Here is a 21,915-nt window from a genome sequence, read left to right as displayed (position 1 = left end):
CGCGCCCCGTGCCGCTCAGAACCGCGACACCCACACCCCGGCATCGCCGAAGCCGACCACGTCGGCGCGGCCCTCGCCGGTGATGTCGGCCAGGAAGCGCGGGTGCTTCTCCACCCGCCAACCGCCGGCACTGTAGGCGAAGTTGGCGATCACCCGGCCGGGATTCTCGAAGCCACCGCCGGCCAGCGACCGGGACACCCAGACCCCGGCGTCGCCGAAGCCGACGATGTCGCGGCGGCCGTCACCCGTGGTGTCGGCCAGGAACCGCGGGTGCCGCTCCACCCGCCAACCGCCGGCGTTGTAGCCGAAGTTGGCCACCACGAGCTGCGGCGCGCTGAACGTGCCGTCCGCCTGCCCGTACGACACCCGCACCCCGTCGTCGCCGAACCCCACGATGTCCGGCCGACCGTCGCCGTTGACGTCCACCACGAACCGTGGGTGCCGCTCCACCCGCCAACCGGAGTTGTAGCCGAAGTCGGCGAGGACGAACTGGGGTGGGCTGAACGTGCCGTTCGCCTGCCCGTACGAGACGTACACGCCGGCGTCGCCGAACCCCACGATGTCCGCCCGGCCGTCGCCGTTGACGTCGACCACGAACCGTGGGTGCCGCTCCACCCGCCAGCCCGAGGTGTAGCCGAAGTCGGCGAGGACGAACTGGGCCGGGGCGTACGTGCCGTCGGCCTGGGCCCGGGACACCCAGACGCCGGCGTAGCCGCACCCGATGATGTCCGCCCGGCCGTCCCCGGTGATGTCGGCGACGAAGCGCGGGTGCAGCTCCACCCGCCAGCCGTCGTCGACGTACCCGAAGTTGTGCACCACGAACTGCGGTGCGCCGTACGTCCCGTCCGGCTGGGCGTAGGAGATGTAGACGCCCGCGTCGCCGAACCCCACGATGTCCGCCCGACCGTCGCCGTTGACGTCCACCACGAAGCGCGGGTGCCGGTCCACCCGCCAACCGCCGGCCGCGTATCCGAAGTCGTGGACGATGACGTGCGGCGTCTCGAACCGGCCGTCGGGCTGCGAGCGGGACAGGTACACCCCCGCGTCGCCGAAGCCGACGATGTCCGCGCGGCCCTCGCCGGTGGTGTCCACCACGAACCGCGGGTGCTTCTCCACCCGCCAGCCGCCGGCGCCGTAGGCGTAGTCGCGGACCGCCAGTTGCGGCGCCCAGCCGAGGTGCCCGGGCGTGTACCCGCACAGCTCGAAGGAGTTCCCCTTCATCAGGCAGGGGACGCCGCCCTCGGCGGCGCAGTTCTGGCAGTTGCCGTTGACCAGACCGAACCGCCCCCAGCTCCCGCCGCAGTTGCAGCCGCTGCTGGCGTACTCGTCGGGGCAGTTGAAGATGTGACCGGTCTCGTGGGCGAACACCCGGTCGATGTTGTCCGGCCCCCAGCCGTCGTTGTTGTAGTCCATGACGAGGTACGGGCCGCCGAGCCAGGCGTACGCGAACCAGCCCAGGGGGTACTTGGTGAAGAACGCACAGTACGTCCAGCGGGTGCCGAACTTGCCGCGCAGGCTCTCCACGTAGGCGGTCACCCCGGCCGGGTCGGCGCTGAAGCCGATGGCGGCCATCGCCGGGTTGCGCCAGTGCGCCTCCAGGTCCGGCGCGTTCGGGTCCGCCGGCAGGTCGAGCACGACGTCCTGGATGTCGTACGCGAAGCTGATACCGGCCAGCGGGTTCGTCACGGCGTAGAACCCGAGCCCGTTCTGCACCTCGGCGATGACCTTCGTCCGCTCCGCGTCGGAGAACTGCAGCTCCGGCGTCGGGCCCTCGACGATGACGATGCCGACCGCGACCGTGCCCTCCAGGTAGGAGCTGGTCGGGGCGGGAGCCGCCGCCCGGCCCGGCGCGGCCGCCTCCTCGGCGGTCGGCTCGGCCCGGGGCACGACGGTCGTGCAGTCCGGCATGTCCCACTCCTCGCCCCGGCGCGGGCGGTTCTCCTTGGCCGACCGGTACCCCGTGCTCTCCCGCAGCCCGAGCGCCGCGAGGCCGAGCCGCTCGACCTCGCTCAGCCCGCCGGGCAGCGCGCTCAGGTCCGGCGCCTCGACGGCGGCGGGCCGCCGGGCCCGGCGCGCGGTGTCGGCGTAGATGCCGACCCGGCCGTAGCGGTGGATCGGCATGCCGCGCTCGGGCCGCGCCGCCTCCCGCCGTGCCTGCGGGGTCTCCTCGACGACCACCCACTCTGCGATGTGGAGATCTCCAGCCATGTCCAGCCCCAATCCCTTGCGGGCGGCGGGAGCCCGCCGCCGGTCAGGAATGAGTGCACCGGGCTGGCGTCAACGCGGCGTCAACGGTGCGGCGGCAGGTCGGGCGGGAGGTGGCCGGGCGCGTCCCACGGGAGCCCTTCACCTGGACGGCGTTTCCCCGCGCGGCGGGATCGCCACGCGGCGACGAACGCGCGCTCGGCCGGGGAGAGCTCGTCGAGGACGGCGTCCGGCACGTCGTCGGCGTAGGCCGCCGCGCCCGGCACGTTCACCGGCCCGTCCGCGAGGACCAGCGCCAACCGCGGCGGCAGCACCTGCGTCACCCGGGCGACCCGGCGCAGCGACTCGAGGACGCGGTCCGCATCCGCTCCCCGGTCGATCAGGATTAGCACGTCGCGCTGGCCGTCCATCACGCACACCTCCCGCGCTCGATTGTTCCCCAACCCGACCAACGCCAGGGAGAAACGCGCCCGCCTGACCGCCGCCTCTCTCCCACGGCCGCGGACTCAACAATGGACCGGCGGCCGATTCCTCAGGGCTACGCAGCCAGTTACGCTCCGCATGGATGCGTAGCGCCCCTGGTGGTGGAGGCGAGCCATGTTACGCAAATGTCTGGCGGTTCTACTGGGTGCGGCGTTGGGAGTAGGCGGACTGGTCGGGGTTGCCGCGCCGGCAAGGGCGCTGCCCACGCCCCCCGGATACCCGATCAAAGGCGTCGATGTGTCCTACTTCCAGGGGCCCTCGCTGGACTGGGCCGCGGTGGCAGCGGGCGGTGCGACGTTCGCCTACATCCGCGCCAGCGAGCAGGACGGCCAACCAGTGCCGCACAACAATCCTGATCCGTACTACGCCACCAACTACCTCGGCGCCCGGGCCAACGGCCTCTACACCGGGGCGTACCACCGGGCCCGGCCGGATCTCAGTAGCGGCAGGCAGCAGGCCAACGTCCTGCTCAACTTCGCCCCGTACGCCGCCGATGGACGCACGCTTCCGCCGATGTTGGACATCGAATGGCCCCGGGCCGATTGGGGCCTGAACGACTGCTACAACATGACGCCCGCCCAGTTGGTGGCGTGGGTCCGGGACTTCGTCACCGAGATCGCTGTCCGCACCGGCCGGCAGGCCATGATCTACACCAACACGAACTGGTGGAACCCCTGCACGGCCAGCAACACGAGCTTCGCGGCGAACCCGTTGTTCATCGCCAACTACTCGCAGAATCCGCCGCCGCTGCCGGCCGGGTGGTCGTCCTTCGCGCTCTGGCAGCACGCTGCCGGCACCCCCATCCCCGGCTCCGAGTTCTCCACGCCCGATCTGGACGTCTTCAACGGCGACTACGCGGCGCTGGCTCGCCTGCTCGGCGGTCCGGCGACCAGCCTCCTGGCGACGGTCAACAACCGGTACGTGACCGCGGCAAACGCCGGCACCTCCCCGCTGATCGCCAGCCGGACCGCCATCGGGCCATGGGAGCAGTTCGACCAGATCGACGTCGGAAGCGGGTTCGTGGCCTACCGATCCCGGGAGAACGGCCGATACGTCACGGCGGAGAACGCCGGCGCCTCCCCGCTCATCGCCAACCGGACGAAGGTGGGGCCGTGGGAGAAGTTTCGGATCATCAACAATGCCGACGGCACGGCCAGCCTGATCGCGAACGCGAACAACCGCTACGTCACCGCGGAGAACGCCGGCGCCTCCCCGCTCATCGCCAACCGGACGGCAATCGGCTCCTGGGAGAAGTTCAGGTTCGTCACCCCGCCGGCCCTGGTGCATCTGCTCGCCAACGTGAACCTGCGTTACGTCACGGCCGAGAGCGCGGGCACCTCTCCGCTGATCGCCAACCGCACCGCTGCCGGCGGCTGGGAGCAGTTCGACCGGATCGACGCGGGTAGCGGATTCGTGGCATTCCGTGCGCGCGTCAACGGCAGGTACGTCACAGCGGAGAACGCCGGTGCGTCCGCATTGATCGCCAACCGGACGGCCATCGGTGCCTGGGAGAAGTTCCGGATCATCACCAACGCCGATGGCACGGTCAGTCTGCTGGCCAACGCGAACAACCGCTACGTGACGGCGGAGAACGCCGGCGCCTCCCCACTGATCGCCAACCGGACGGCAGTGGGGTCCTGGGAGAAGTTCTTCTGGCTGACCCGCTGACCTGCCGGGCGGTCGTGCCCCAGGGCAGGTGCAGGTCGCCGCTCATGCGTCCTGCCGGGCCGGCAGCAGCGAGTGGGCCAGGTCGACGGCGGCGGCCACGTCGTCGTCCGGCGGGTAGAGCAGCGCCCGCCCGACCACCAGCCCGCGCACCCCGGGCTGCCGCAGCGCGCGTTCCCACCGGGCGTAGACCACGTCGGGGGCCTCCGTCGGATCCCCGCCGAGCAGCAGGACCGGCAGCGTGGTCGCGGCCATCACCCGGTCCATCTCGTCGATCGCCGGCAGCTTCAACCAGGTGTACGCGGACGTGGTGCCGAGCGCCTGGCCGACGCTGACGCCCTTGATGACCGCCTCCGGGCGCAGGTCGACGTGCACCCGCCCGTCCGTGCGGCTCACCCAGAGCGGCTCCACCAGGGCGACCGTGCGCTGGGCGGCGAGCGCGCTGACCGCCTGGGCGCAGGCGTGCAGGGTGGCGGCGGTGCCGTGGTCCTCCGGGTCGATGCGGCAGAGCATCTTGCCGCCGTCGTAGCGCATCGCGGCGATGCTGTCCGGGTCGTACGCGGTGAACCGGTCGTCGAGTTCGAAGGCCGCGCCGGAGATGCCACCGCGGTTCATCGAGCCGATGGCCAACCGGTTTTCCAGGGCGCCCAGGAGCAGCAGGTCCTCGAGGATGTCCGGGGTGCCGAGCACGCCGTCGACGCCCGGCCGGGACAGCGCCAGCCGCAGCCGGTCCAGCAGGTCGGCCCGCCCGGCCATCGCCATCGGCCGGTCCCGTACGCCGAGGATGCCCCGGGCGGGATGGTCGGCGGCGATGATGAACAGCGGTTGGCCCTGATCGGGCCAGGGTCGGCGGGTCCGCCCGGCGGCCGCCTCGGCGATCGCCTGGGGCCGGTGGGCGCGGGTGAGCGTCAACGCCTCGTATTCGGTGTTCACCGCTCTCCTCCCGGTCCGGCGCGGGCCGGCTCCCTAAGGGCTCTTGCTCGGCCAGCGCCGCGGTCTCCGCCTGGTCCGGCATGGCGGCGAAGCAGGCCAGGCGGGAGTCCGTTGTCCCGGCCGGCGTCGGCGTGACCGTCAGCTCGATCCTGTCCTTGATTGGTAACAGTGGCCAGGAGTTGTGTCAATGTGTTGTCCTGACATCTGCCATGCTGCGGACCGTGTCCGCTTAGGTACAGTGGCCATCAGCGCGTCCTCGACACCGCGCGTCCGCCCCCGAGGAGGTCCCGTGACCGGCCCCGAGATCGCGGTCGACCGCAGCAGTCCGGTCCCGCTCTACTTCCAGGTCGCGGAGCAGTTCGCCGCGGCGATCCAGCGCGGCGAACTGGCCCCGGGCGACCGGCTCGACAGCGAGCTGCAGCTCGCCGACCGGCTCGGCCTGTCCCGCCCCACCGTCCGGCAGGCCATCCAGCATCTGGTCGACAAGGGACTGATCGTGCGCCGCCGCGGCGTCGGCACCCAGGTGGTTCGCAGCGAGGTGCGCCGCGCGGTGGAACTCACCAGCCTCCACGACGACCTGGTGCGGGCCGGTCAGCAACCCTCCACCTCGGTGCTGGAACTGGCCGCCGTGGCCTGCCCGGCGACCGCGGCGCAGGCGCTCGGCGTGCCGGCGGGCGCCGAGGTGCAGCACCTGCGCCGGCTGCGCTTCGCCGACGGCGAGCCGCTGGCCGTGATGGAGAACTGGCTCCCCCTGGACCCGGTCCGGCTCACCCTCGACGCGCTGCAGTCCCGCGGCCTGTACGCCCTCCTGCGCGCCGCCGGCCTGCGGATTCGCACGGCCCACCAGCGCATCGGGGCACGCGCCGCGACGGCGGCGGAGGCGCAGATGCTCGGCGAACGGCGGGGCGCCCCGCTGCTCACCATGACCCGGACCGCGTACGACGACCAGGGCCGCCACGTCGAGCACGGCGCGCACATCTACCGGGCCGCCCGGTACGCGCTGGAGGTCACCGTCGCCGAGCGGTGACCCGCCTGTTTCGGGCTCATTTCAGTGACAGGTATTTACGTCGTCAGGCTGTCATGACATTGTGGCCGCTAAGCATCGCCGGCACGAACCTGCGGCCGGCGGGCGATCCGCGAGTCTCTTCGAAGCCGCTCCTTGCGAAGGGAACAGCCCCATGTCAGTCACGCCGAGACGCGTCACGGGTGTGCTCGCCGCGCTCACCGCCGTCACCCTCGCCACCACGGCCTGCGGTGGCGGCGACGAGCCCGCGGGCAAGGACGCCAAGAACATCACCCTCACCATCGCCGCCAACGCCATCGCCGGCGGCAAGAACTCCGCCAGTGCGGAGTGGATCGAGAAGTGGGTCATCCCCCGGTTCGTCGAGGCCCAGAAGGCCAAGGGCGTCACCGCGAAGGTGTCGTTCGTGCCCAGCGGCGTCGACGACGAGCCGTACAAGACAAAGCTGGCTCTGGACCTGCGGTCCAAGAGCGGCGCCGACGTGATGTCGGTCGACGGCATCTGGGTCGGCGAGTTCGCCCAGGCCGGCTACCTCAAGCCGCTGTCCGAGGTGGCCGGCGACCAGGTCGACAGCTGGGACGGCTGGTCCCAGATCCCGGAGAGCGTGCAGGGCCTCGGCACGTTCGAGGACAAGAAGTACGGCATCCCACAGGGCACCGACGGCCGCGTCCTCTACTTCAACAAGAAGCTCTTCGCCAGGGCCGGCCTGCCCGCCGACTGGCAGCCGAAGAGCTGGCAGGAGATCCTCGACGCCGGCACCAAGCTGAAGGCGCTGCCCGGCGTGACGCCGATCCAGATCAACGCCGGCACGGCGATGGGTGAGGCGACCACCATGCAGGGTGCCCTGCCGCTGCTGGTCGGCGCCGGCGGCGAAATCTACAAGGACAACAAGTGGGCCGGCGCCAACCAGCCGGTCAAGGACATGCTCGACTTCTACACCAAGGTCTACGGTGGCGGGCTGGGCGATCCGAAGCTCCAGCAGGAGGCCAAGGGGCGCGACAAGTCCTTCGCCGAGTTCGCCGCGGGCAAGATCGGCATCCTCGCCGAGGGCGACTACTTCTGGCGCGGCGTGGTCAACCCGAAGGACGGCGTCGCCAAGATGCCCGACCGGGACACCACCGTCGGGTGGGCGATGATTCCGGCCAAGCAGCCCGGCGCCGGCATCCGGGGACAGGACTTCGTCAGCATGTCCGGCGGCGGCGTCGACGTGCTGAACCCGAACTCGAAGTACCCGGCACAGGCGTTCGAGCTGCTGGCCTTCATGCACTCGGCGGAGGCCACCAAGGAGCAGCTCGCCGGCGCGGCGCGGATCACCTCGCGGATGGACGTCAACAAGGAGGTGCTCGCCGGCGACCCCCTGCTCAGCTTCGTCGCCGAGAAGGTCCTGCCGCTCACCGCGTACCGGCCGCCGCTGGCGGTCTACCCGCAGGTGTCGGTGGCGCTGCAGGAGGCGACCGCGGCCGTGGCGTCGGGCAAGAGCGTCAACGAGGCGGCCTCGGCGTACCAGAAGAAGGTCGAAGGGATCGTCGGTGGTCCAGGTAACGTCTCGTCCTGACGAGACGGTCGGGGGAGCGGGCCCGGTCACGGGCCCCTCCCCCGCCCCCGACGCGGCCGGGCTGGGCCGGGCCCGTGCCGCCGGGTTCCTCGTCCCGAGCATGGTGCTGATCCTGCTCTTCCTCGTGGTGCCGGCCGCCTGGACGATCTACCTGGGCATCACGAACTACCGGCTCACCGGCCTGGCCGCGGCCAACCCCGAGATCGTCGGCCTGGACAACTACACCAAGGCCCTGACCGACGAACGCTTCCGAAGCTCGCTGCTGCTGACCCTGCAGTTCGTGCTCGGCTCGGCGGTCATCGGCCAGGCCTGTCTCGGTTTCGCCATCGCCTTCGCGCTGCGCGACCGGCGCGGCCCGGTCCGCCGGGTGGTCGAGGCGTTCATCCTGCTGGCCTGGATCCTGCCCAGCTCGGTGGTCGCGTTCCTCTGGATCGCCCTGCTCGACCGGGACGCCGGCACCCTCAACGCGCTGCTCGGCATCCCGGGCACCGCGTGGCTGCTCGACCACCCGATGCTGTCGATCATCATCTTCAACACCTGGCGGGGCACCGCGTTCTCGATGATGCTCTACGCGGCCGCGCTGGAGAACGTGCCCCGCTCGCACCTGGAGACCGCCCGGCTGGCCGGCGCCTCCACCTGGCAGCAGCTGCGCGACGTGGTGTTCCCGCGCATCCGCGGTCACGTGCTGACCAACCTGCTGCTGATCAGCCTCTGGACGTTCAACGACTTCACGCCGTTCCTGATCACCGCGGGCGGTCCCGAGCAGCGCTCGGAAACCCTGCCGGTCTACGTCTACAAGGTGGCGCTCTCCGGCGGGGAGCTGGGCATCGGGGCGGCCATCTCGTTCATCATGCTGCTGATCAACCTGGTCATCGCGCTGGTGTACCTGCGCATGCTGGGCCGGCGGAGGGAGGCGGCGTGAGCATCGCGACCCAGGACGCCCGCACCGACGGCGCGGCGACGGCCGCCATCCGGCACGTGCTGGCGCGGATCGGCCGGTACGTCTTCCTCTGCCTCGTCCTCGCCTTCTTCGCCCTGCCGCTGCTGTGGCTGGCCACCGCGCCGTTCGACGAGACCCCCACGATCGCCACGTCGCTGCCCCAATTCACTCTCGACAACTTCCGCATCCTGCTGGACAACCCGTACGCGATGACCTCGCTGCTCAACTCGGTCTGGCTGGCCGGCGGCACCGCCGTGCTGGTGGTGGCGTTCGCCGCGCTGGCCGCGTACGCGCTGAGCCGGGTCCGGGTGCCGGGGCGGGACGCCCTGCTCTACGGGCTGCTGCTGCTCTCCTCGATCGTGACCGGCACGGCCACCATGGTCCCGCTGTTCGAGCTGGCGTTCCGGCTGAACCTGATCGACTCCCGGCTCGGCGTCATCCTGATCCTCACCGGCGGCCTGCTGCCGGCCGCGATCTTCATCCTCAAGGACTTCATGGACGCCACGCCGACGTCGTACGAGGAGTCGGCGCGGGTGTTCGGGGCCAGTCCCCTGCAGATCCTGCGGCACATCGTGGTGCCGGTCGTCCGGCCGGGGCTGGCCACCGTCGGGGTGTGGGCCGTGGCGAACGTGTGGGGGAACTTCCTCGTCCCGTTCCTGCTGCTGCGCGGGCCGGACAAGGCCCCCGCCGCGGTGATCATGTACACCCTCTATACCGAGGGCGGGCAGGCCGACCTGCGGCTGCTCTCCACGTTCTCGCTGCTCTACTCGCTGCCGGTGGCGCTCATGTTCGTCTTCGTCAGCAGCCGGTACGGATTCCGCTTCCACGGAGGGATCAAGCGCTGATGTCCGCCATCACCATGCGCGAGCTGACCAAGGTCTACCCCAACGGGGTGCGGGCCCTGGACGCCCTCGACCTGGAGATCGCCGACGGCGAGTTCTTCGCCCTGCTCGGCCCCTCCGGCTGCGGCAAGACCACCCTGCTGCGCACCATCGCCGGGCTCGAGGTCGCCTCCGGCGGCAGCGTGCGGATCGGCGAGCGTACGGTCACCAACCTGCCGCCCGGGCAGCGGGACGTGGCGATGGTCTTCCAGGACTACGCGCTCTTTCCGCACATGACGGTGCGGGACAACATCGCCTACCCGCTGCGGATCAAGAAGGTCAACAAGGCGGTCCGGCAGGACAAGGCCGCGAGCACCGCCGACGAGCTGGGCCTGTCGGCGCTGCTGGACCGCCGCCCCGGGCAGCTCTCCGGCGGGCAGCAGCAGCGCGTCGCGCTGGCCCGGGCGATGGCCTGTCACCCGCAGGTCTTCCTGCTCGACGAGCCGCTGTCCAACCTGGACGCCCGGCTGCGGCTGGAGGCGCGCACGTTTCTCAAGCGGCTGCAACGCGAGCTGGGCGTGACCACCGTGTTCGTCACCCACGACCAGGCCGAGGCGCTGGCCCTCGCCGACCGGATCGCGGTGATGGAGGGCGGGCGGATCCGGCAGGTCGGCACGCCCACCGAGGTGTTCCGCCGCCCGGCCAACACGTTCGTCGCCGGCTTCATCGGCTCCACCCCGATGAACCTGATCCCGGCCCGGGTCCGCGGCGACGACCTGACCGTCGCCGGGGTGCGGCTGCCAGTGCCCGACGACGCTCGCGGTCAGGTGGTCGACGGGGAGAGCCTGGTCTACGGCGTCCGCCCCGAGTACCTCGACTACTTCGCCGAGCCGGGGCCCGACGCGCTGAGCGGGCAGGTCGTGGTGGTGGAGAACCTGGGCAGCTTCTCCCTGGTCTCCCTGGACGTCCCGGCGGAGGACGACGCCGCGCCGACCAGCGTGCAGGTCGTGGTGCCTGAGGGGCGCGAACCCGAGCCGGGTGACACCGGCTGGCTGGTGCCCCGGCCCGGTCGGTCGCTGCTCTACCGGGACGGCGAACTGGTGGGCTCGGCGGCCACGGTGCCGGCGCCGCGTACCGGCGTCGGGGCGGACGCTTGACCATGGTGGTACACCGGGGCAGGTGGACCCTGCGGGACCGCGCCGAGAACGTGATGCGCGCCGTGCCGGTCACCGTCGCGCCGGGCACCGCCGCGCTGACCGTCCGGCTGGACTATCCCCGCGCCGACGGCGTGCTCGACCTCGGCTGCGTGGGCCCGGCCGGCTTCCGCGGCTGGTCCGGCGGCGTCCGCGACGGGTACACCGTCGCCGCGGACTGGGCCACCCCCGGTTACCTTCCCGGCGAGTTGGAGCCGGGCGAATGGCACGTCCTGTTGCGGCTGCACCGCGTGCCGCCGCAGGGGCTGGACTTCGAGGTCACCGCCACCACCAGCACCAGCCCGCCCGCCCCGCCGCCGGCACCGGAGGCGCCGCCTCGGCCGGAGCGGCCGCCCCGCCGGGCGGTGCCCGAAGTCGACGGGCGGCGCTGGCTCGCCGGTGACCTGCACGCCCACACCGTGCACAGCGACGGCGCGCAGACGATCGACGAACTCGCCGCCCTCGCCGTCTCCCGGCGCCTGGACTTCCTCGCGGTCACCGACCACAACACCGTCAGCCACCACCCGTGGCTGGCGGACGCCGGCCGCCGGTACGGGATCACGCTGGTGCCGGGGCAGGAGGTGACCACCGACCGCGGGCACGCCAACGTGTTCGGCCCGGTGGGTTGGGTGGACTTCCGCCAGCCGCCGGACGAGTGGCTCGCCACTGCCGAGCGCGCGGGCGGGCTGATGTCGATCAACCACCCGCTCTCCGGCGACTGCGCCTGGCGGCAGCCGGTGACCACCCGCACCCGGTTCGTGGAGGTGTGGCACTCGAGCTGGTGGGACCGCACCTGGGGCGCGCCGCTGGCGTGGGCGCAGGCCTGGCGGCCGGACGTCGTACCCATCGGGGGCAGCGACTACCACCGGCCCGGCGCGGACGCGCTGCCCGGCGCGCCCACCACCTGGGTGCTCACCGACGGTGACCCAGGCGACGAGGCGGCGGTCCGCGAGGCGCTGGGCGCCGGCCGCACCGCGATCTCCGCCGGACCGGACGCTCCCCTGCTGCTGCGGTTGGGCGACGAGTTGCTGGCGCTCGACGCCGACGGCGCGCTGCTCGGCTACCCCGACGGCAGCCACCGGGTGGTCCGCGGCGACCGGTGCCTGCTGCCGGCCGGCGACGGGCTGCACGTCCTGGAATCCCACCGCATGGAGGTGATCGCACTGTGCAGCTGACCGGACGAACGCGGGTGGCCGGAGCCCCCGTCAACTACGGCATCTACCAGGCGATCGACCCGGAGGTCGGGCCGGAGGACCTGCTGGCGGCGCTGACCGGGGACGGCTATACCGGGGTGGACTCCGGGCCGATCGGCTTCCTCGGCACCGGCGAGGTGCTCACCCGGCGGCTGGCCGGGGCCGGCATCGGGCTCGCCGGTGGTTGGGTGGACCTGCGCTTCGCCGATCCGGACGGATTCGCCGCGGACCTGGCCCAGCTCGACGCGGCGCTGGACGTGTTCACCGCCGTACCCGTCGACGACCCGCGCTTCGCGCCCCGGCCCACCCTGGCCTGCTCGGCCAACCCGGCCCGGATGGCCCGGCCGGGCACCCCGCCGGACCTGGCGTCGGCGCTGCCCGCCGCCGCCTGGCCGGGCTTCGCCGCGCGGGTGCAGCAGGCCGTCGACCGCTGCCGCGACCGGGGACTGGAACCGGTGTTCCACTACCACCTCGGCACCGACGTGGAGACCGAGGCGGAGGCCGACCGGCTGCTGGAGCTGACCGACGTCGCGATCTGCCTGGACACCGGGCACCTGACGCTGGCCGGCGGCGACCCGGTCGCGGCCCTCCGCAAATGGGCCGGACGGATCGGTCAGGTGCACCTGAAGGACGCCGACCTGGCCGCGCACGGCCGCGTCCGGGAGGCCGGTGGCGGCCTCGCCGAGGTGGTCGCCGCCGGCGGGTTCTGCGCGCTGGGCACCGGCGACGTCGACCTCGCCGGGGTGCTGCACGGGCTCGACGAGATCGGCTACGCCGGCTGGCTGGTGATCGAGCAGGACGCGCCTGAGCAGGGCCGCGACCTGGACCGGGTTCGCGCCGACCAGCGCGCCAACCGGCGGTGGCTGCAGGAGGCGCTGCGATGACCGAACCGGGAAAGCGGATCAGGATCGCGGTGGCCGGTCTGGGCGTCATAGCCCGTACGGTGCACCTGCCGCTGCTGCAACGCCGCGCCGACCTGTTCGACATCGTCGCGCTGAGCGACCTGTCCCCCGCGCGGCTGGCCGAACTCGGCGCCCGGTACGGCGTCGAACCGGCCCGCCGCCACACCGACGCGGCCGCGATGCTCAGCTCGGGCGGCTGCGACGCAGTGCTGCTGGCCACGTCCGGCTCGCACGGCGGACTCGCCGCGACGGCACTGCGCCACGGGCTCCCGGTGCTCTGCGAGAAGCCGCTCGCCTACACCCTCGCCGAGACGGGCCGGTTGACCGGGCCCGACGCCGGGACCGCACCGCTGATGGTCGGCTACATGAAGCAGTACGACCCGGCGGTGGCCGAGGCCGCCCGCCTGCTGAAGGAGATCGGCGGCGCGGCAGCGGTGCACGCGGTCGAGGTGACCGTGCTGCACGCCGGCGGCGACCAGCAACTAGCGTTCGCCAACCTGCCCCCGGCGCCGCGGGACCTGCCCGCCGAGCAGGCGGCCCGGCTGCGCGCGGCGGACGAGCGGCTGCTCGACGCCGCGGTGGGCGGGGACGCCGGCGCCCGCACCCTCTACCAGATCCTGATCAACAGCATCTCGCACGATCTGTCCCTGCTGCGGCTCTTCACCGGGGCGCCGGCCACGGTGGACCACGTCGCCACCTGGCCGCTGGCGCCGGACGGGCCGCCCGAGCCGTCGGTGGAGATCTCCGGGCGGCTGCCCGCCGGCGGGCGGTACGGCATCCGATGGCTCAACCTGCCGGACTGCCCGGCCTACCGGGAGACCGTGACCCTGCACCACGCCCGGGGCGCCCTGGAACTGGTCTTCCCATCGCCGTACCTGCTCAACGCCCCCACCACGCTGACCGCGGTGGACCGGCACGGCGGCGGCGAGCGGCGGGCGGTCTTCCGCTCGGTGACCGAGGCCTTCGAGCAGGAACTGGTCGCCTTCCACGCGATGGTGACCGCGGGCGTGCGGCCGCTGACCGGCGTGGCGGAGGGCGCGGCCGATCTACGGACCAGCCAACAGGTGGTACGCCGCTACGGTGAGCTGACCGGGGCGGCGATCGGCGGAGAGGCGGCAAGCTGATGGACCGGCCGGCAGAGATCATCGTGGTCCCGCACACCCACTGGGACCGGGAGTGGTACGAGCCGTTCCAGCGGTTCCGGCTGCGGCTGGTGGCTCTGCTCGACGAGGTGTTCGACCGGATGGAGCAGGACGACCGCCAGCGGTTCACCCTGGACGGTCAACTCGCCGCGGTCGACGACTACCTGGAGGTCCGGCCGGAGCGCCGGGAGCAGGTCCTCGCGCTGGTGCGCGCCGGGCGGCTGGCGATCGGGCCGTGGCAGATCCTGCTTGACGAGTTCCTCTGCTCCGGGGAGAACATCGTCCGCAACCTGGAACGCGGGCTGGCCCGCAGCGCCGCGCTGGGCGGGGCGATGCCGGTCGGCTACCTGCCCGACATGTTCGGCCACATCGCGCAGATGCCGCAGATCCTGGCGGGGGCGGGGCTGGCCCACGCCTGCGTGTTCCGCGGCGTACCGGAGCGGGTGCGGTCGCACGCGTTCGCCTGGCAGGCCCCGGACGGCACCGCGATCCGCACCGAATACCTGCCCGGCGGCTACGGCAACGCCGCCGGCCTGATGGACGATCCACGCCTGGTCACCCGCCGGGCGACCGACCTGGCCGACCGGCTGCGCGGCTGGCGGCCCGACGGCGACGCGACCCCGATCCTGGCGATGTACGGCACGGACCACGCCGCGCCGGCGCCGGACGCCCCCGACCTGCTGGCCGCCGCCCGGGTGGCGGGCGTGCACCTGCGGCTGGGCACGCTGGCCGAGTACTTCGCCACCCAGCCGGCCACGGTGGACGGCCTGCCCACCGTGCGCGGCGAGCTGCGGTCGCACGCCCGGGCCAACATCCTCCCCGGCGTGATCTCCGTCCGCGGCCACCTCAAGCGGGCGATGGGCCGCGCCGAGCGGCGGGTCGAGCGGTACGCGGAACCGGTCGCCGCCCTCTACGGCGACCCGTCGGTGCAGCGCTTCCTCGACATGGCCTGGAGCCGGCTGATCGACGCCAGCTGCCACGACTCGGTGACCGGCTGCGGCTGCGACGAGACCGCCGAGCAGGTGGCCGCCCGGCTGGCCGAGGCGGACCAGCTCGGCCGGGCGGTCTGTGACCTGGTCGGCGCCCGACTGGCCGCCGCCGTGCCGAACGACGCCTACCTGCTGTTCAACCCGACGCCGGCGGCCCGGACCGCGCTGGTCCGCCTGGACGTCGAGGCGCCCGTCGGCGGCGGGCCGGTGGGTCTGGTCGGCGCCGACGGCGAGGTGGTTCCCGTGCAGGTCCTCGACCGGGCCCGGACGCTGCTCGCCGACGACCTGGTGCCGGCGGCCGACCTGCCCGCCGTGCTCACCCGCGTGCACGGCTGCGAACTGTACGGCCAGGAGATCACCGCCTGGTCGGTGTCACCCGACGACGCCACCCTCACCTTCCACGTGGCCCAGCACGGCGATCCCGCCTTCGACGTCGAGGACGTGCGGCTGGCGCTCGCCGCCGCCGTCGGACCGGACCGGTGGCGGGTGCGCATCCTCGCCGCCCCGCGGCTGACCGTCGCCGCGCCGGTCGGCGTACCGGCGCTCGGGCACGCCGCGGTACGCCCGATGTCCCTGCCGGCGAGCGGCCCCGCCCTGCCGGCGAGCGGCCCGGCCCTGCCGGCGAGCGGTAGCGCCGTGCCGGCGCCCGTGACGGTGGTCGACGGGGTCGTCGACAACGGCCTGCTGCGCGTCGAGGTCGCCGAGGACGGCACGCTGCGGGTTTCCACCCCGGACGGGCTGAGCGTCGACGGCCTCGGCCGGATCGTCGACGGCGGCGATGTGGGCGACAGCTACAACTACGCCCCGCCGGCCGTGGACGAGCTTGTCGACAAGCCCCGCGCGGTGCACATCGACGCCGTGCACGAGGGGCCGGTGGTCGCCGTCCTGGACGTGGTCCGCGAGTACCGGTGGCCGGTCGGGGCCTACATCGACGCGGGTTCGAGGGCGGTCGACCGGGAGGCGATCACCGTGACCACCCGGGTCGAGCTGCGCGCCGGCGAACGGTTCCTGCGGCTGCGGATCGACTTCGACAATCGCTGCGACGACCACCGGGTCCGGCTGCACCTGCCACTGCCGTCGCCCGCCGCCTCCTCGTACGCGGAGGGCCAGTTCGCGGTCGTCGAGCGGGGGTTGACCGCCGAGGGCGGCGGCGGCGAGGTCCCGCTGCCGACCTTCCCCGCGTCCGGGTTCGTCGCCGCCGGAGGCGCCGAGGGCTCGCTCGCGGTGCTGCTGACCCAACCCACGGAGTACGAGCTGACCGACTCCGGCCGGGAACTCGCCGTGACCCTCCTGCGGTCGATCGGGATGCTCTCCCGCAACCGGCACGCCCTGCGCGACGAGCCAGCCGGCCCGCAGCTGCCCACGCCGCTGGCGCAGTGTCGTGGCGTCCGCAGCGTCGAGCTGGCGATGCTGCCGTTCCGCGGCGAATGGCACTCCGCCGGGGTGCTGGAGGCGGCCGAGGCGTACCGGCACGATCTGCTCGCCTTCCCCGGCACCGCCGAGGTGTCCAGCGCGCTGCCGGCGCCGGTCACCGGGTTGACCGTCGACGGTCCGGGGGTGGTGCTGACCAGCGTCCGGGACCGGGACGGCCGCGCCGAGCTGCGGGTGGTGGCCCAGACGCCGGCGGAGACCACCGCCGTCATCGGGGCCAGGCGGGGCGTATTCGGGGCCTGGCGCTGCGACCTGCTCGGTCGCCCCGGCGAGCCGCTCTCCGTCGACGGCGACGGCCTGGTCCACCTGCCGTTGCGCGGGTGGGAGATCGCCACGGTGCAGCTCGACCTGGCCGGTGCCGCCTGATGGGTGATCAGCAACAATTCTCATCGATGGCCCTGATCGGGCGGACGCCCGTCCGCGGGCCTACGGTGTGAGCGTGTGGGAGTCCATTGCCGCGCCGGTGGTGGGCATGACGGCCGCCGTGGCAGGAGCTGTGGCGCCGACACCCTCACCTGCGGTCGACGTCGCACCCGCGCTGACCTCGACACCGTTCGGCGCACTGCCTGGGCAGCGGGTGACCCACACCGTCACGATCTCCGGCGGGGGCGCCCTCACCGCCGCGCGGGTCACCTTCACCACGACGGCCGATCTGGACGGCGTGACCGCGCGCGCGGAGCCGGGGCGCTGCGCGGTCTCCGCCCGTACCGTGGTCTGCGACCTCGGCGACCTACGCCTGGCGGCTGGCTCGCCGGCACCGCAAATCACGATCACCGGGAGGATGGGCCCGGGTACGCCACCCGGCACGCTGATCCGCAACCGGGTCAGTGTCGCCTCGGCGCAGTCCACTGCGACCGGAGCTGCGATCGCCAGCAACGCCTATCTGCTGCCAGGATCGGCGCCCACCGCACAGCCGCGGCAGGAGTCGCAGGCTGCAACGAGGGTCCAGCCGCCAGCCCGGTCGAGGTGGGTGACGGCTGTCGCGGCGGTGGTGGTGGCCGGCGCGGTCGCGGCGGCCGCGCTCCTGACGCGTCGCCGGCTGCGGCGTCGTCGCGCCCAGCCAGGGTCGCCGCGCCGGCTGTGACAACCGGGCATCGGGATCCGATGTAGAGGAAGAGACGAGCAGCGGACACGGGCAGGAGTCCGGGATGAACGGACAGGGGCCGAGAAAGGCAACGCTGGCGGCCGTCGCCGGGGCGGCGGCGCTGATGATGGCGTCCGTCTGGCTGGACGTCGGCGCGGGGACGGCAGCGGCACGTTCCTCGGCGCAAGGGCCGCTGCCCCTGCCTACCCTGCCCATCCCTTCCGTGTCGGTGTCGCTGCCCCCGGTGAATCCGCCGCAGGTCACGCTCTCCCCCATCAAGCCTCCGCTACTCGAGCCGACGCTGGAACCATCAACCGCCCCGACGGCTGCCCCCACGGCCGGACCGACGGCACCGACCGTGGATACCCCGCCGACCGGCGGCAGCCCCGTGGGCGTCCGGCCGGAGGACGGCGGGCCGATGGCGAGCCCCGGTTCCGCGGCCGCGATCATCGCCGCGGACCCCGCCGCCGACCTGTATCCCCAGCCCCCCGTGGACGCAGCCGTCACACCACAGGCACGTCAGGTCGCCGCGCTCACCGAGGTCCAGCACCGGATCCAGTACCTGCACAACATCCTTGCCCGCACCCGCGACGACCTGACCAGGCTGCAGCGCGAACCCGATCCGATGCTGCAACTGCTGACCGCCCTGACCGCCGGCGCGGCCCCGGCTTCCGGGGCGGCATCCCCCGCGCCCCTCGCCGCAGCCGACTCCGCGGACGTGGTCGACACCCCCACCGGGCGGGCCGTCGCGCTGTCCGCCGCGATCACCTCCGGCCAGGCCGAACTGACCCGCCGCCAACAGGAAGAGGCGAGCCTCCGGCAGGAGATCGACCGGCGGGTACGCCCCGCGCTCGCCGTCGAGGAACCGGCCGGTGCCGCCTACGGTGGCGGGCGCCTCGGCCGTCCCCTGTCGGGCCGGCTCACCAGCAGGTTCGGCACCCGGTTCGACCCCTACTACAAGGTGTGGCAGCTGCACCCCGGTGTGGATCTCGCCGCCCCCATCGGCACCCCGATCCTCGCGGCCGCGGACGGACGCGTCACCCGGGCCGGCTGGTACGGCGGCTACGGCAACTACACCTGCATCGATCACGGCAGGGCGGACGGGCAGCGACTGTCCACCTGCTACGGCCACCAGTCCAGGCTCCTGGTGTCGCCGGGCCAGCGGGTTCGGGCCGGACAGGTGATCGGGCTGGTCGGGTCGACCGGCGCCTCCACCGGCCCCCACCTGCACTTCGAGGTGCGGCTCGGCGGCCGTCCGGTCGACCCGCTGCCCTGGATCTGAGCGGCACCCGTCCGGCTGAAGCCGCTCGAAGCCGTGAGGCCGGTGCACCTAGTCCTCGAGTATCGGGCCGAGCAACCGGATCTCCTCGATGTCGATCGCGGCCTGCACCTCGCGCAGCACCACGTCGTCGATCATGTTCTCGCCACGCAGCCTGGTGAGCTCGCGCCGCTTGTGCTCGAGCACGCCGAGCCGCAGCCGCCGCGCGAGGTCCCGTTCCTGGTCGGCCCGCGGGTCCCCGGCGGAGCGGACGGCATCGAGGTGCTCCTCGTAGTCCGACCGGAGCCGGTCGACCGTGTCCGGCGTGGCGCCGATCTCGGCGGCCACCTGGGGCAGGGCGGCCAGACCGGCCTCCGTGGCCCGGAGCCGGGTCAAGCGCACCTCGTCCTCGCGTTCCCGGTCGCCCCTCAGTCCCGCCCAGCTCGCGACGGCCGGCAGCGTGGTGCCCTGGACCAGCATCGTCACCACGATGACCGTCACCGTCACGAAGATGATCAGGTCACGCTCGCGGACGGGCGCTCCGCCGGACGTCGTGATGGGCACCGCCAACGCCGCCGCGAGGGAGACCGCGCCCCGGAAGCCCGCCCAGCCGACCACGGTCCGCACCCGCCAGTCGAACCGACTGCCACGGCGGGCACGGGGGCCGAGGGCCTGCAGCGCGGGCGTCGCGAGATGCACCAAGACCATCCGGGTTGCCACGACCACACCGACCACCGCCATCGCGATGCCCAGCGCCTGCGCAGGGGAGTGGCCGGTGATGCTGCGCAGGGACCGCGGGACCTGCATACCGAGCAGCACGAAGAGGCTGCCGTTGATCAGGAAGGTGGAGAGGTCCCAGAAGTTGTAGGCCATCTGGCGGGAGCGGGCCCGGATGATCCGGGGCGCGGCGTAGGAAAGGAGGAGCCCGGCGACCACCACCGCCAGGACGCCGCTGGCGTGCACGACGTCGGCGAGCAGGAACGCGACGAACGGAGTGAGGACGCTCAACGCGCCTTCCCGCTGCGGGTCGTCGAGGCGTCGGCGGATCAGGATGACCACGCCGCCGACCACCAGGCCGGCGGCGACGCCACCGGCCGCCGAGACGACGAACCGCCCGGCCAGCTCGAGTGGCTCGGGCGGCGCGCCGCCGACGATCACGCCGACCGTGACGGCGAAGAGGACCAGCGCCGTACCGTCGTTGATCAGGCTCTCCGCGCGGAGGGTGGTCAGGAGATCGCGCGGCATCCGTTTGGCCAGCCCGGCGACCGCCGCGGCGTCGGTCGGCGCGAGCACCGCGCCGAGCACCCAGGCCGCCGCCGGCGCGACGCCGAGGGCCTGCGCGGTGTACGAGACGGCGACCCAGCTCAGCACCACCAGCGCCACGGCCAGCAGCGCGATCACCAGGAGGTTGGCCCGGATCTGGCGCAGGCTGATGACCAGGCTCTCCCGGTAGAGGATGGCGGGCAGGAAGAGCAGCAGCACCACGTCGGGCTCGAGCGTCACCTGGGAGAACGGTGGCAGGAGCCCGAGCAGCGCCCCCATCGAGATGAGCAGGACCGGTGGGGCGACGCGGTACCGCCCGCCGAGCGTGGTGCCGATCAGCACCGTCGCGCCCAGCACCGCGATCAGCACGAGGACTTCCACGTCGCACTCCCGTCACCCGATCGCCGCGGTGCGGCGGCGGGAGGATCATGCGTACGCCGCGAGTGCCCTCGTCCATCGCCGCCCCAACATGGTGGTACGGCAGGTGGAGCGCGCGTGGTCGAACCGACGAATTGGCGGTCCGGCTATTCGAAACGCGAGGGGTCGCCGGCCCCGCGACGCAGGATCTCCGGTTCGTCTCCCGACAGGTCGATCACGGTGGTCGGCTCCGTCCCGCAGTCACCGGCGTCGACCACCGCGTCGAGCAGGTGGTCGAGCCGTTCCTTGATCTCCCACCCCTGGGTCATCGGCTCGTCCTCGCCGGGCAGCACCAGGGTGCTGGACAGCATCGGCTCGCCGAGTTCGGCCAGGAGCGCCTGGGTGACGGTGTGCTGCGGCACCCGGACCCCGACGGTGCGCTTGCGGGGTTCCTGCAGCCGGCGCGGCACCTCGCTGGTGGCCGGCAGGATGAAGGTGTAGCTGCCGGGTATGCACGCCTTCACCAGCCGGAAGACCGAGTTGCTGACCTTGACGAACTGGCCGAGCTGGGAGAAGTCCCGGCACACCAGGGTGAAATGGTGTCGGTCGTCGAGCCGGCGGATCTCCCTGATCCGGTCCAGTCCGCTCCGGTTGCCCAGCTGGGCGCCGAAGGCGTAGCACGAGTCCGTGGGGTAGGCGATCAGGCCGCCGTCCTGGATCAGGTCGACGACCTGCCGCAGGACCCGAGGCTGCGGGTTGTCGGGGTGTACGTCGTAGTACCTCGCCACACCGGCAAGCCTATGTCGGCGGCCCGCCCTGCCCCGGACGGCCGGTGCGGAAAAATTTTTGGATCTTCAGGTTTGATCGACATTCGCACTGGAAATGGTGGGGCCCGCTTGAAAGGGGGACCCACTCATGTCCGGATCCAGCGCAGAGCAGGTGGGCGGCGCCGACCGGCCCGCCGACGTGACCGACCCGCTGCTGTGGCGGCTCGCCCTCGCGGTGGCCGACGCGCACCAGCCCGACGACGAGGGTGCCTGCGACAACCCCAGCTGCGTCGGCGCGAGCTGGCCCTGCGCGGCCTGGAACAGCGCCCAGGAGGGGCTGCGGGCGGCTCAGGTTGCGCCGCGTACGGGATCGTCGGCGACCGACGGCGACGCCGCTCCGGACCACCACGAGCCCCCGACCGCCCGGTCCACCAGCCTGATGTCGGCCGCGTGAGGCCGGCCCGGGCGGGCAGGCGCGACCTGCTCTGACGTTGACGTAGCAGCGGCGGGCGAATCCCCGGCTCGACCGCCGCCGACGCCGGCACGTCTGGCCGGCGGCGCGCGCCCCGGCAGCCACCTCGGCGGTCGGGGCGCTCTGCGTTGCGCCGCGCCCTCGTTCAGTCCCACCGCCGGGCGGCCGAGGCGAACAACTCCGGACCGCTGGCCACCGGGATGACGCAGAGCAGGCGCTCCGTGCACCGGCGCGACTCCGA

The 21,915-nt window shown here is 72.9% G+C and carries 18 protein-coding genes; 13 read left to right on the top strand and 5 right to left on the bottom strand.

Annotated features, from left to right (window positions below; genetic code table 11):
- Nucleotides 1-15: 15 nt before the first annotated feature.
- Together GA0070624_RS35295 and GA0070624_RS19130 are read right to left on the bottom strand one after the other, a co-directional pair.
- Entirely contained in the window at nt 16-2,208 is a 2,193-nt protein-coding gene (locus GA0070624_RS35295) for an FG-GAP repeat domain-containing protein (RefSeq protein WP_218105204.1), read from the bottom strand.
- An 80-nt stretch (nt 2,209-2,288) separates the two neighbouring features.
- Nucleotides 2,289-2,615 carry a hypothetical protein gene (locus GA0070624_RS19130; RefSeq protein WP_091342971.1) on the bottom strand — a complete coding sequence of 109 codons (327 nt, stop codon included), beginning with the start codon at nt 2,613-2,615 and terminating at the stop codon, nt 2,289-2,291.
- Nucleotides 2,616-2,925: 310 nt separating this feature from the next.
- Between GA0070624_RS19130 and GA0070624_RS19125 the strand changes: the two genes are divergently transcribed.
- Nucleotides 2,926-4,356: a GH25 family lysozyme gene (locus tag GA0070624_RS19125; protein WP_176731776.1), complete on the top strand. Its 1,431-nt coding sequence runs from the start codon at nt 2,926-2,928 to the stop codon at nt 4,354-4,356.
- 42 nt (nt 4,357-4,398) lie between these two features.
- Here the strand turns inward: GA0070624_RS19125 and GA0070624_RS19120 are convergent, their stop codons facing one another.
- On the bottom strand, nt 4,399-5,286 hold the full coding sequence (locus tag GA0070624_RS19120; protein WP_091342967.1) for a Cgl0159 family (beta/alpha)8-fold protein: 888 nt from the start codon (nt 5,284-5,286) through the stop codon (nt 4,399-4,401).
- 289 nt (nt 5,287-5,575) lie between these two features.
- Between GA0070624_RS19120 and GA0070624_RS19115 the strand changes: the two genes are divergently transcribed.
- From GA0070624_RS19115 to GA0070624_RS35840, 11 genes are all read left to right on the top strand, one after another.
- The gene (locus tag GA0070624_RS19115) at nt 5,576-6,313 is read left to right on the top strand and encodes a GntR family transcriptional regulator (protein ID WP_245718875.1); all 738 of its coding nucleotides are present in this window, start codon (nt 5,576-5,578) and stop codon (nt 6,311-6,313) included.
- Between the two features lie 151 nt (nt 6,314-6,464).
- Nucleotides 6,465-7,862: an extracellular solute-binding protein gene (locus GA0070624_RS19110; RefSeq protein WP_091342963.1), complete on the top strand. Its 1,398-nt coding sequence runs from the start codon at nt 6,465-6,467 to the stop codon at nt 7,860-7,862.
- Entirely contained in the window at nt 7,837-8,784 is a 948-nt protein-coding gene (locus GA0070624_RS19105; RefSeq protein WP_218105203.1) for a carbohydrate ABC transporter permease, read from the top strand. Before GA0070624_RS19110 ends, GA0070624_RS19105 begins: the two co-directional genes overlap by 26 nt.
- Complete coding sequence (locus GA0070624_RS19100; protein WP_218105202.1) at nt 8,781-9,647, top strand: carbohydrate ABC transporter permease; 867 nt, start codon at nt 8,781-8,783, stop codon at nt 9,645-9,647. Before GA0070624_RS19105 ends, GA0070624_RS19100 begins: the two co-directional genes overlap by 4 nt.
- Complete coding sequence (locus GA0070624_RS19095) at nt 9,647-10,780, top strand: ABC transporter ATP-binding protein (RefSeq protein WP_091342959.1); 1,134 nt, start codon at nt 9,647-9,649, stop codon at nt 10,778-10,780. Before GA0070624_RS19100 ends, GA0070624_RS19095 begins: the two co-directional genes overlap by 1 nt.
- Nucleotides 10,781-10,782: 2 nt before the next feature.
- Entirely contained in the window at nt 10,783-11,991 is a 1,209-nt protein-coding gene (locus GA0070624_RS19090; protein ID WP_091342957.1) for a CehA/McbA family metallohydrolase, read from the top strand.
- A 14-nt stretch (nt 11,992-12,005) separates the two neighbouring features.
- Nucleotides 12,006-12,893 (top strand): sugar phosphate isomerase/epimerase family protein, encoded by an 888-nt coding sequence (locus tag GA0070624_RS19085; protein WP_218105200.1) that lies wholly within the window; start codon nt 12,006-12,008, stop codon nt 12,891-12,893.
- Entirely contained in the window at nt 12,890-14,035 is a 1,146-nt protein-coding gene (locus GA0070624_RS19080) for a Gfo/Idh/MocA family protein (RefSeq protein WP_091342955.1), read from the top strand. The genes GA0070624_RS19085 and GA0070624_RS19080 overlap by 4 nt, the downstream gene beginning before the upstream one ends.
- Nucleotides 14,035-16,839 (top strand): glycoside hydrolase family 38 N-terminal domain-containing protein, encoded by a 2,805-nt coding sequence (locus GA0070624_RS19075; protein ID WP_091342953.1) that lies wholly within the window; start codon nt 14,035-14,037, stop codon nt 16,837-16,839. The genes GA0070624_RS19080 and GA0070624_RS19075 overlap by 1 nt, the downstream gene beginning before the upstream one ends.
- A 73-nt stretch (nt 16,840-16,912) precedes the next feature.
- A complete protein-coding gene (locus GA0070624_RS19070) occupies nt 16,913-17,557 on the top strand; it encodes a hypothetical protein (protein WP_141715080.1) in 645 nt (214 codons plus the stop codon).
- Between the two features lie 64 nt (nt 17,558-17,621).
- Nucleotides 17,622-18,839, top strand: a complete 1,218-nt coding sequence (locus tag GA0070624_RS35840; protein ID WP_245718874.1) for a M23 family metallopeptidase — start codon at nt 17,622-17,624, stop codon at nt 18,837-18,839.
- 48 nt (nt 18,840-18,887) lie between these two features.
- Here the strand turns inward: GA0070624_RS35840 and GA0070624_RS19060 are convergent, their stop codons facing one another.
- Together GA0070624_RS19060 and GA0070624_RS19055 are read right to left on the bottom strand one after the other, a co-directional pair.
- The gene (locus tag GA0070624_RS19060) at nt 18,888-20,459 is read right to left on the bottom strand and encodes a Na+/H+ antiporter (RefSeq protein ID WP_176731775.1); all 1,572 of its coding nucleotides are present in this window, start codon (nt 20,457-20,459) and stop codon (nt 18,888-18,890) included.
- Nucleotides 20,460-20,602: 143 nt separating this feature from the next.
- Nucleotides 20,603-21,223: an L-threonylcarbamoyladenylate synthase gene (locus GA0070624_RS19055; protein WP_091342949.1), complete on the bottom strand. Its 621-nt coding sequence runs from the start codon at nt 21,221-21,223 to the stop codon at nt 20,603-20,605.
- A 127-nt stretch (nt 21,224-21,350) separates the two neighbouring features.
- Between GA0070624_RS19055 and GA0070624_RS19050 the strand changes: the two genes are divergently transcribed.
- Nucleotides 21,351-21,656, top strand: a complete 306-nt coding sequence (locus tag GA0070624_RS19050; protein WP_176731774.1) for a hypothetical protein — start codon at nt 21,351-21,353, stop codon at nt 21,654-21,656.
- Nucleotides 21,657-21,915 lie beyond the last annotated feature (259 nt).

This window comes from Micromonospora rhizosphaerae, from assembly GCF_900091465.1.
Classification (GTDB): Bacteria; Actinomycetota; Actinomycetes; order Mycobacteriales; family Micromonosporaceae; genus Micromonospora; species Micromonospora rhizosphaerae.
This window is presented reverse-complemented; position numbering and strand designations above follow the sequence as displayed.

Excerpts from the sequence above, each read along its gene's own strand:
- GA0070624_RS19075 (WP_091342953.1), top strand. The coding sequence starts at position 14,035 with ATGGACCGGCCGGCAGAGATCATCGTGGTCCCGCACACCCACTGGGAC.
- GA0070624_RS19090 (WP_091342957.1), top strand. The coding sequence starts at position 10,783 with ATGGTGGTACACCGGGGCAGGTGGACCCTGCGGGACCGCGCCGAGAAC.
- GA0070624_RS35840 (WP_245718874.1), top strand. The coding sequence starts at position 17,622 with ATGAACGGACAGGGGCCGAGAAAGGCAACGCTGGCGGCCGTCGCCGGG.
- GA0070624_RS19080 (WP_091342955.1), top strand. The coding sequence starts at position 12,890 with ATGACCGAACCGGGAAAGCGGATCAGGATCGCGGTGGCCGGTCTGGGC.
- GA0070624_RS19095 (WP_091342959.1), top strand. The coding sequence starts at position 9,647 with ATGTCCGCCATCACCATGCGCGAGCTGACCAAGGTCTACCCCAACGGG.
- GA0070624_RS19130 (WP_091342971.1), bottom strand. The coding sequence starts at position 2,615 with ATGGACGGCCAGCGCGACGTGCTAATCCTGATCGACCGGGGAGCGGAT.
- GA0070624_RS19050 (WP_176731774.1), top strand. The coding sequence starts at position 21,351 with ATGTCCGGATCCAGCGCAGAGCAGGTGGGCGGCGCCGACCGGCCCGCC.
- GA0070624_RS19110 (WP_091342963.1), top strand. The coding sequence starts at position 6,465 with ATGTCAGTCACGCCGAGACGCGTCACGGGTGTGCTCGCCGCGCTCACC.
- GA0070624_RS35295 (WP_218105204.1), bottom strand. The coding sequence starts at position 2,208 with ATGGCTGGAGATCTCCACATCGCAGAGTGGGTGGTCGTCGAGGAGACC.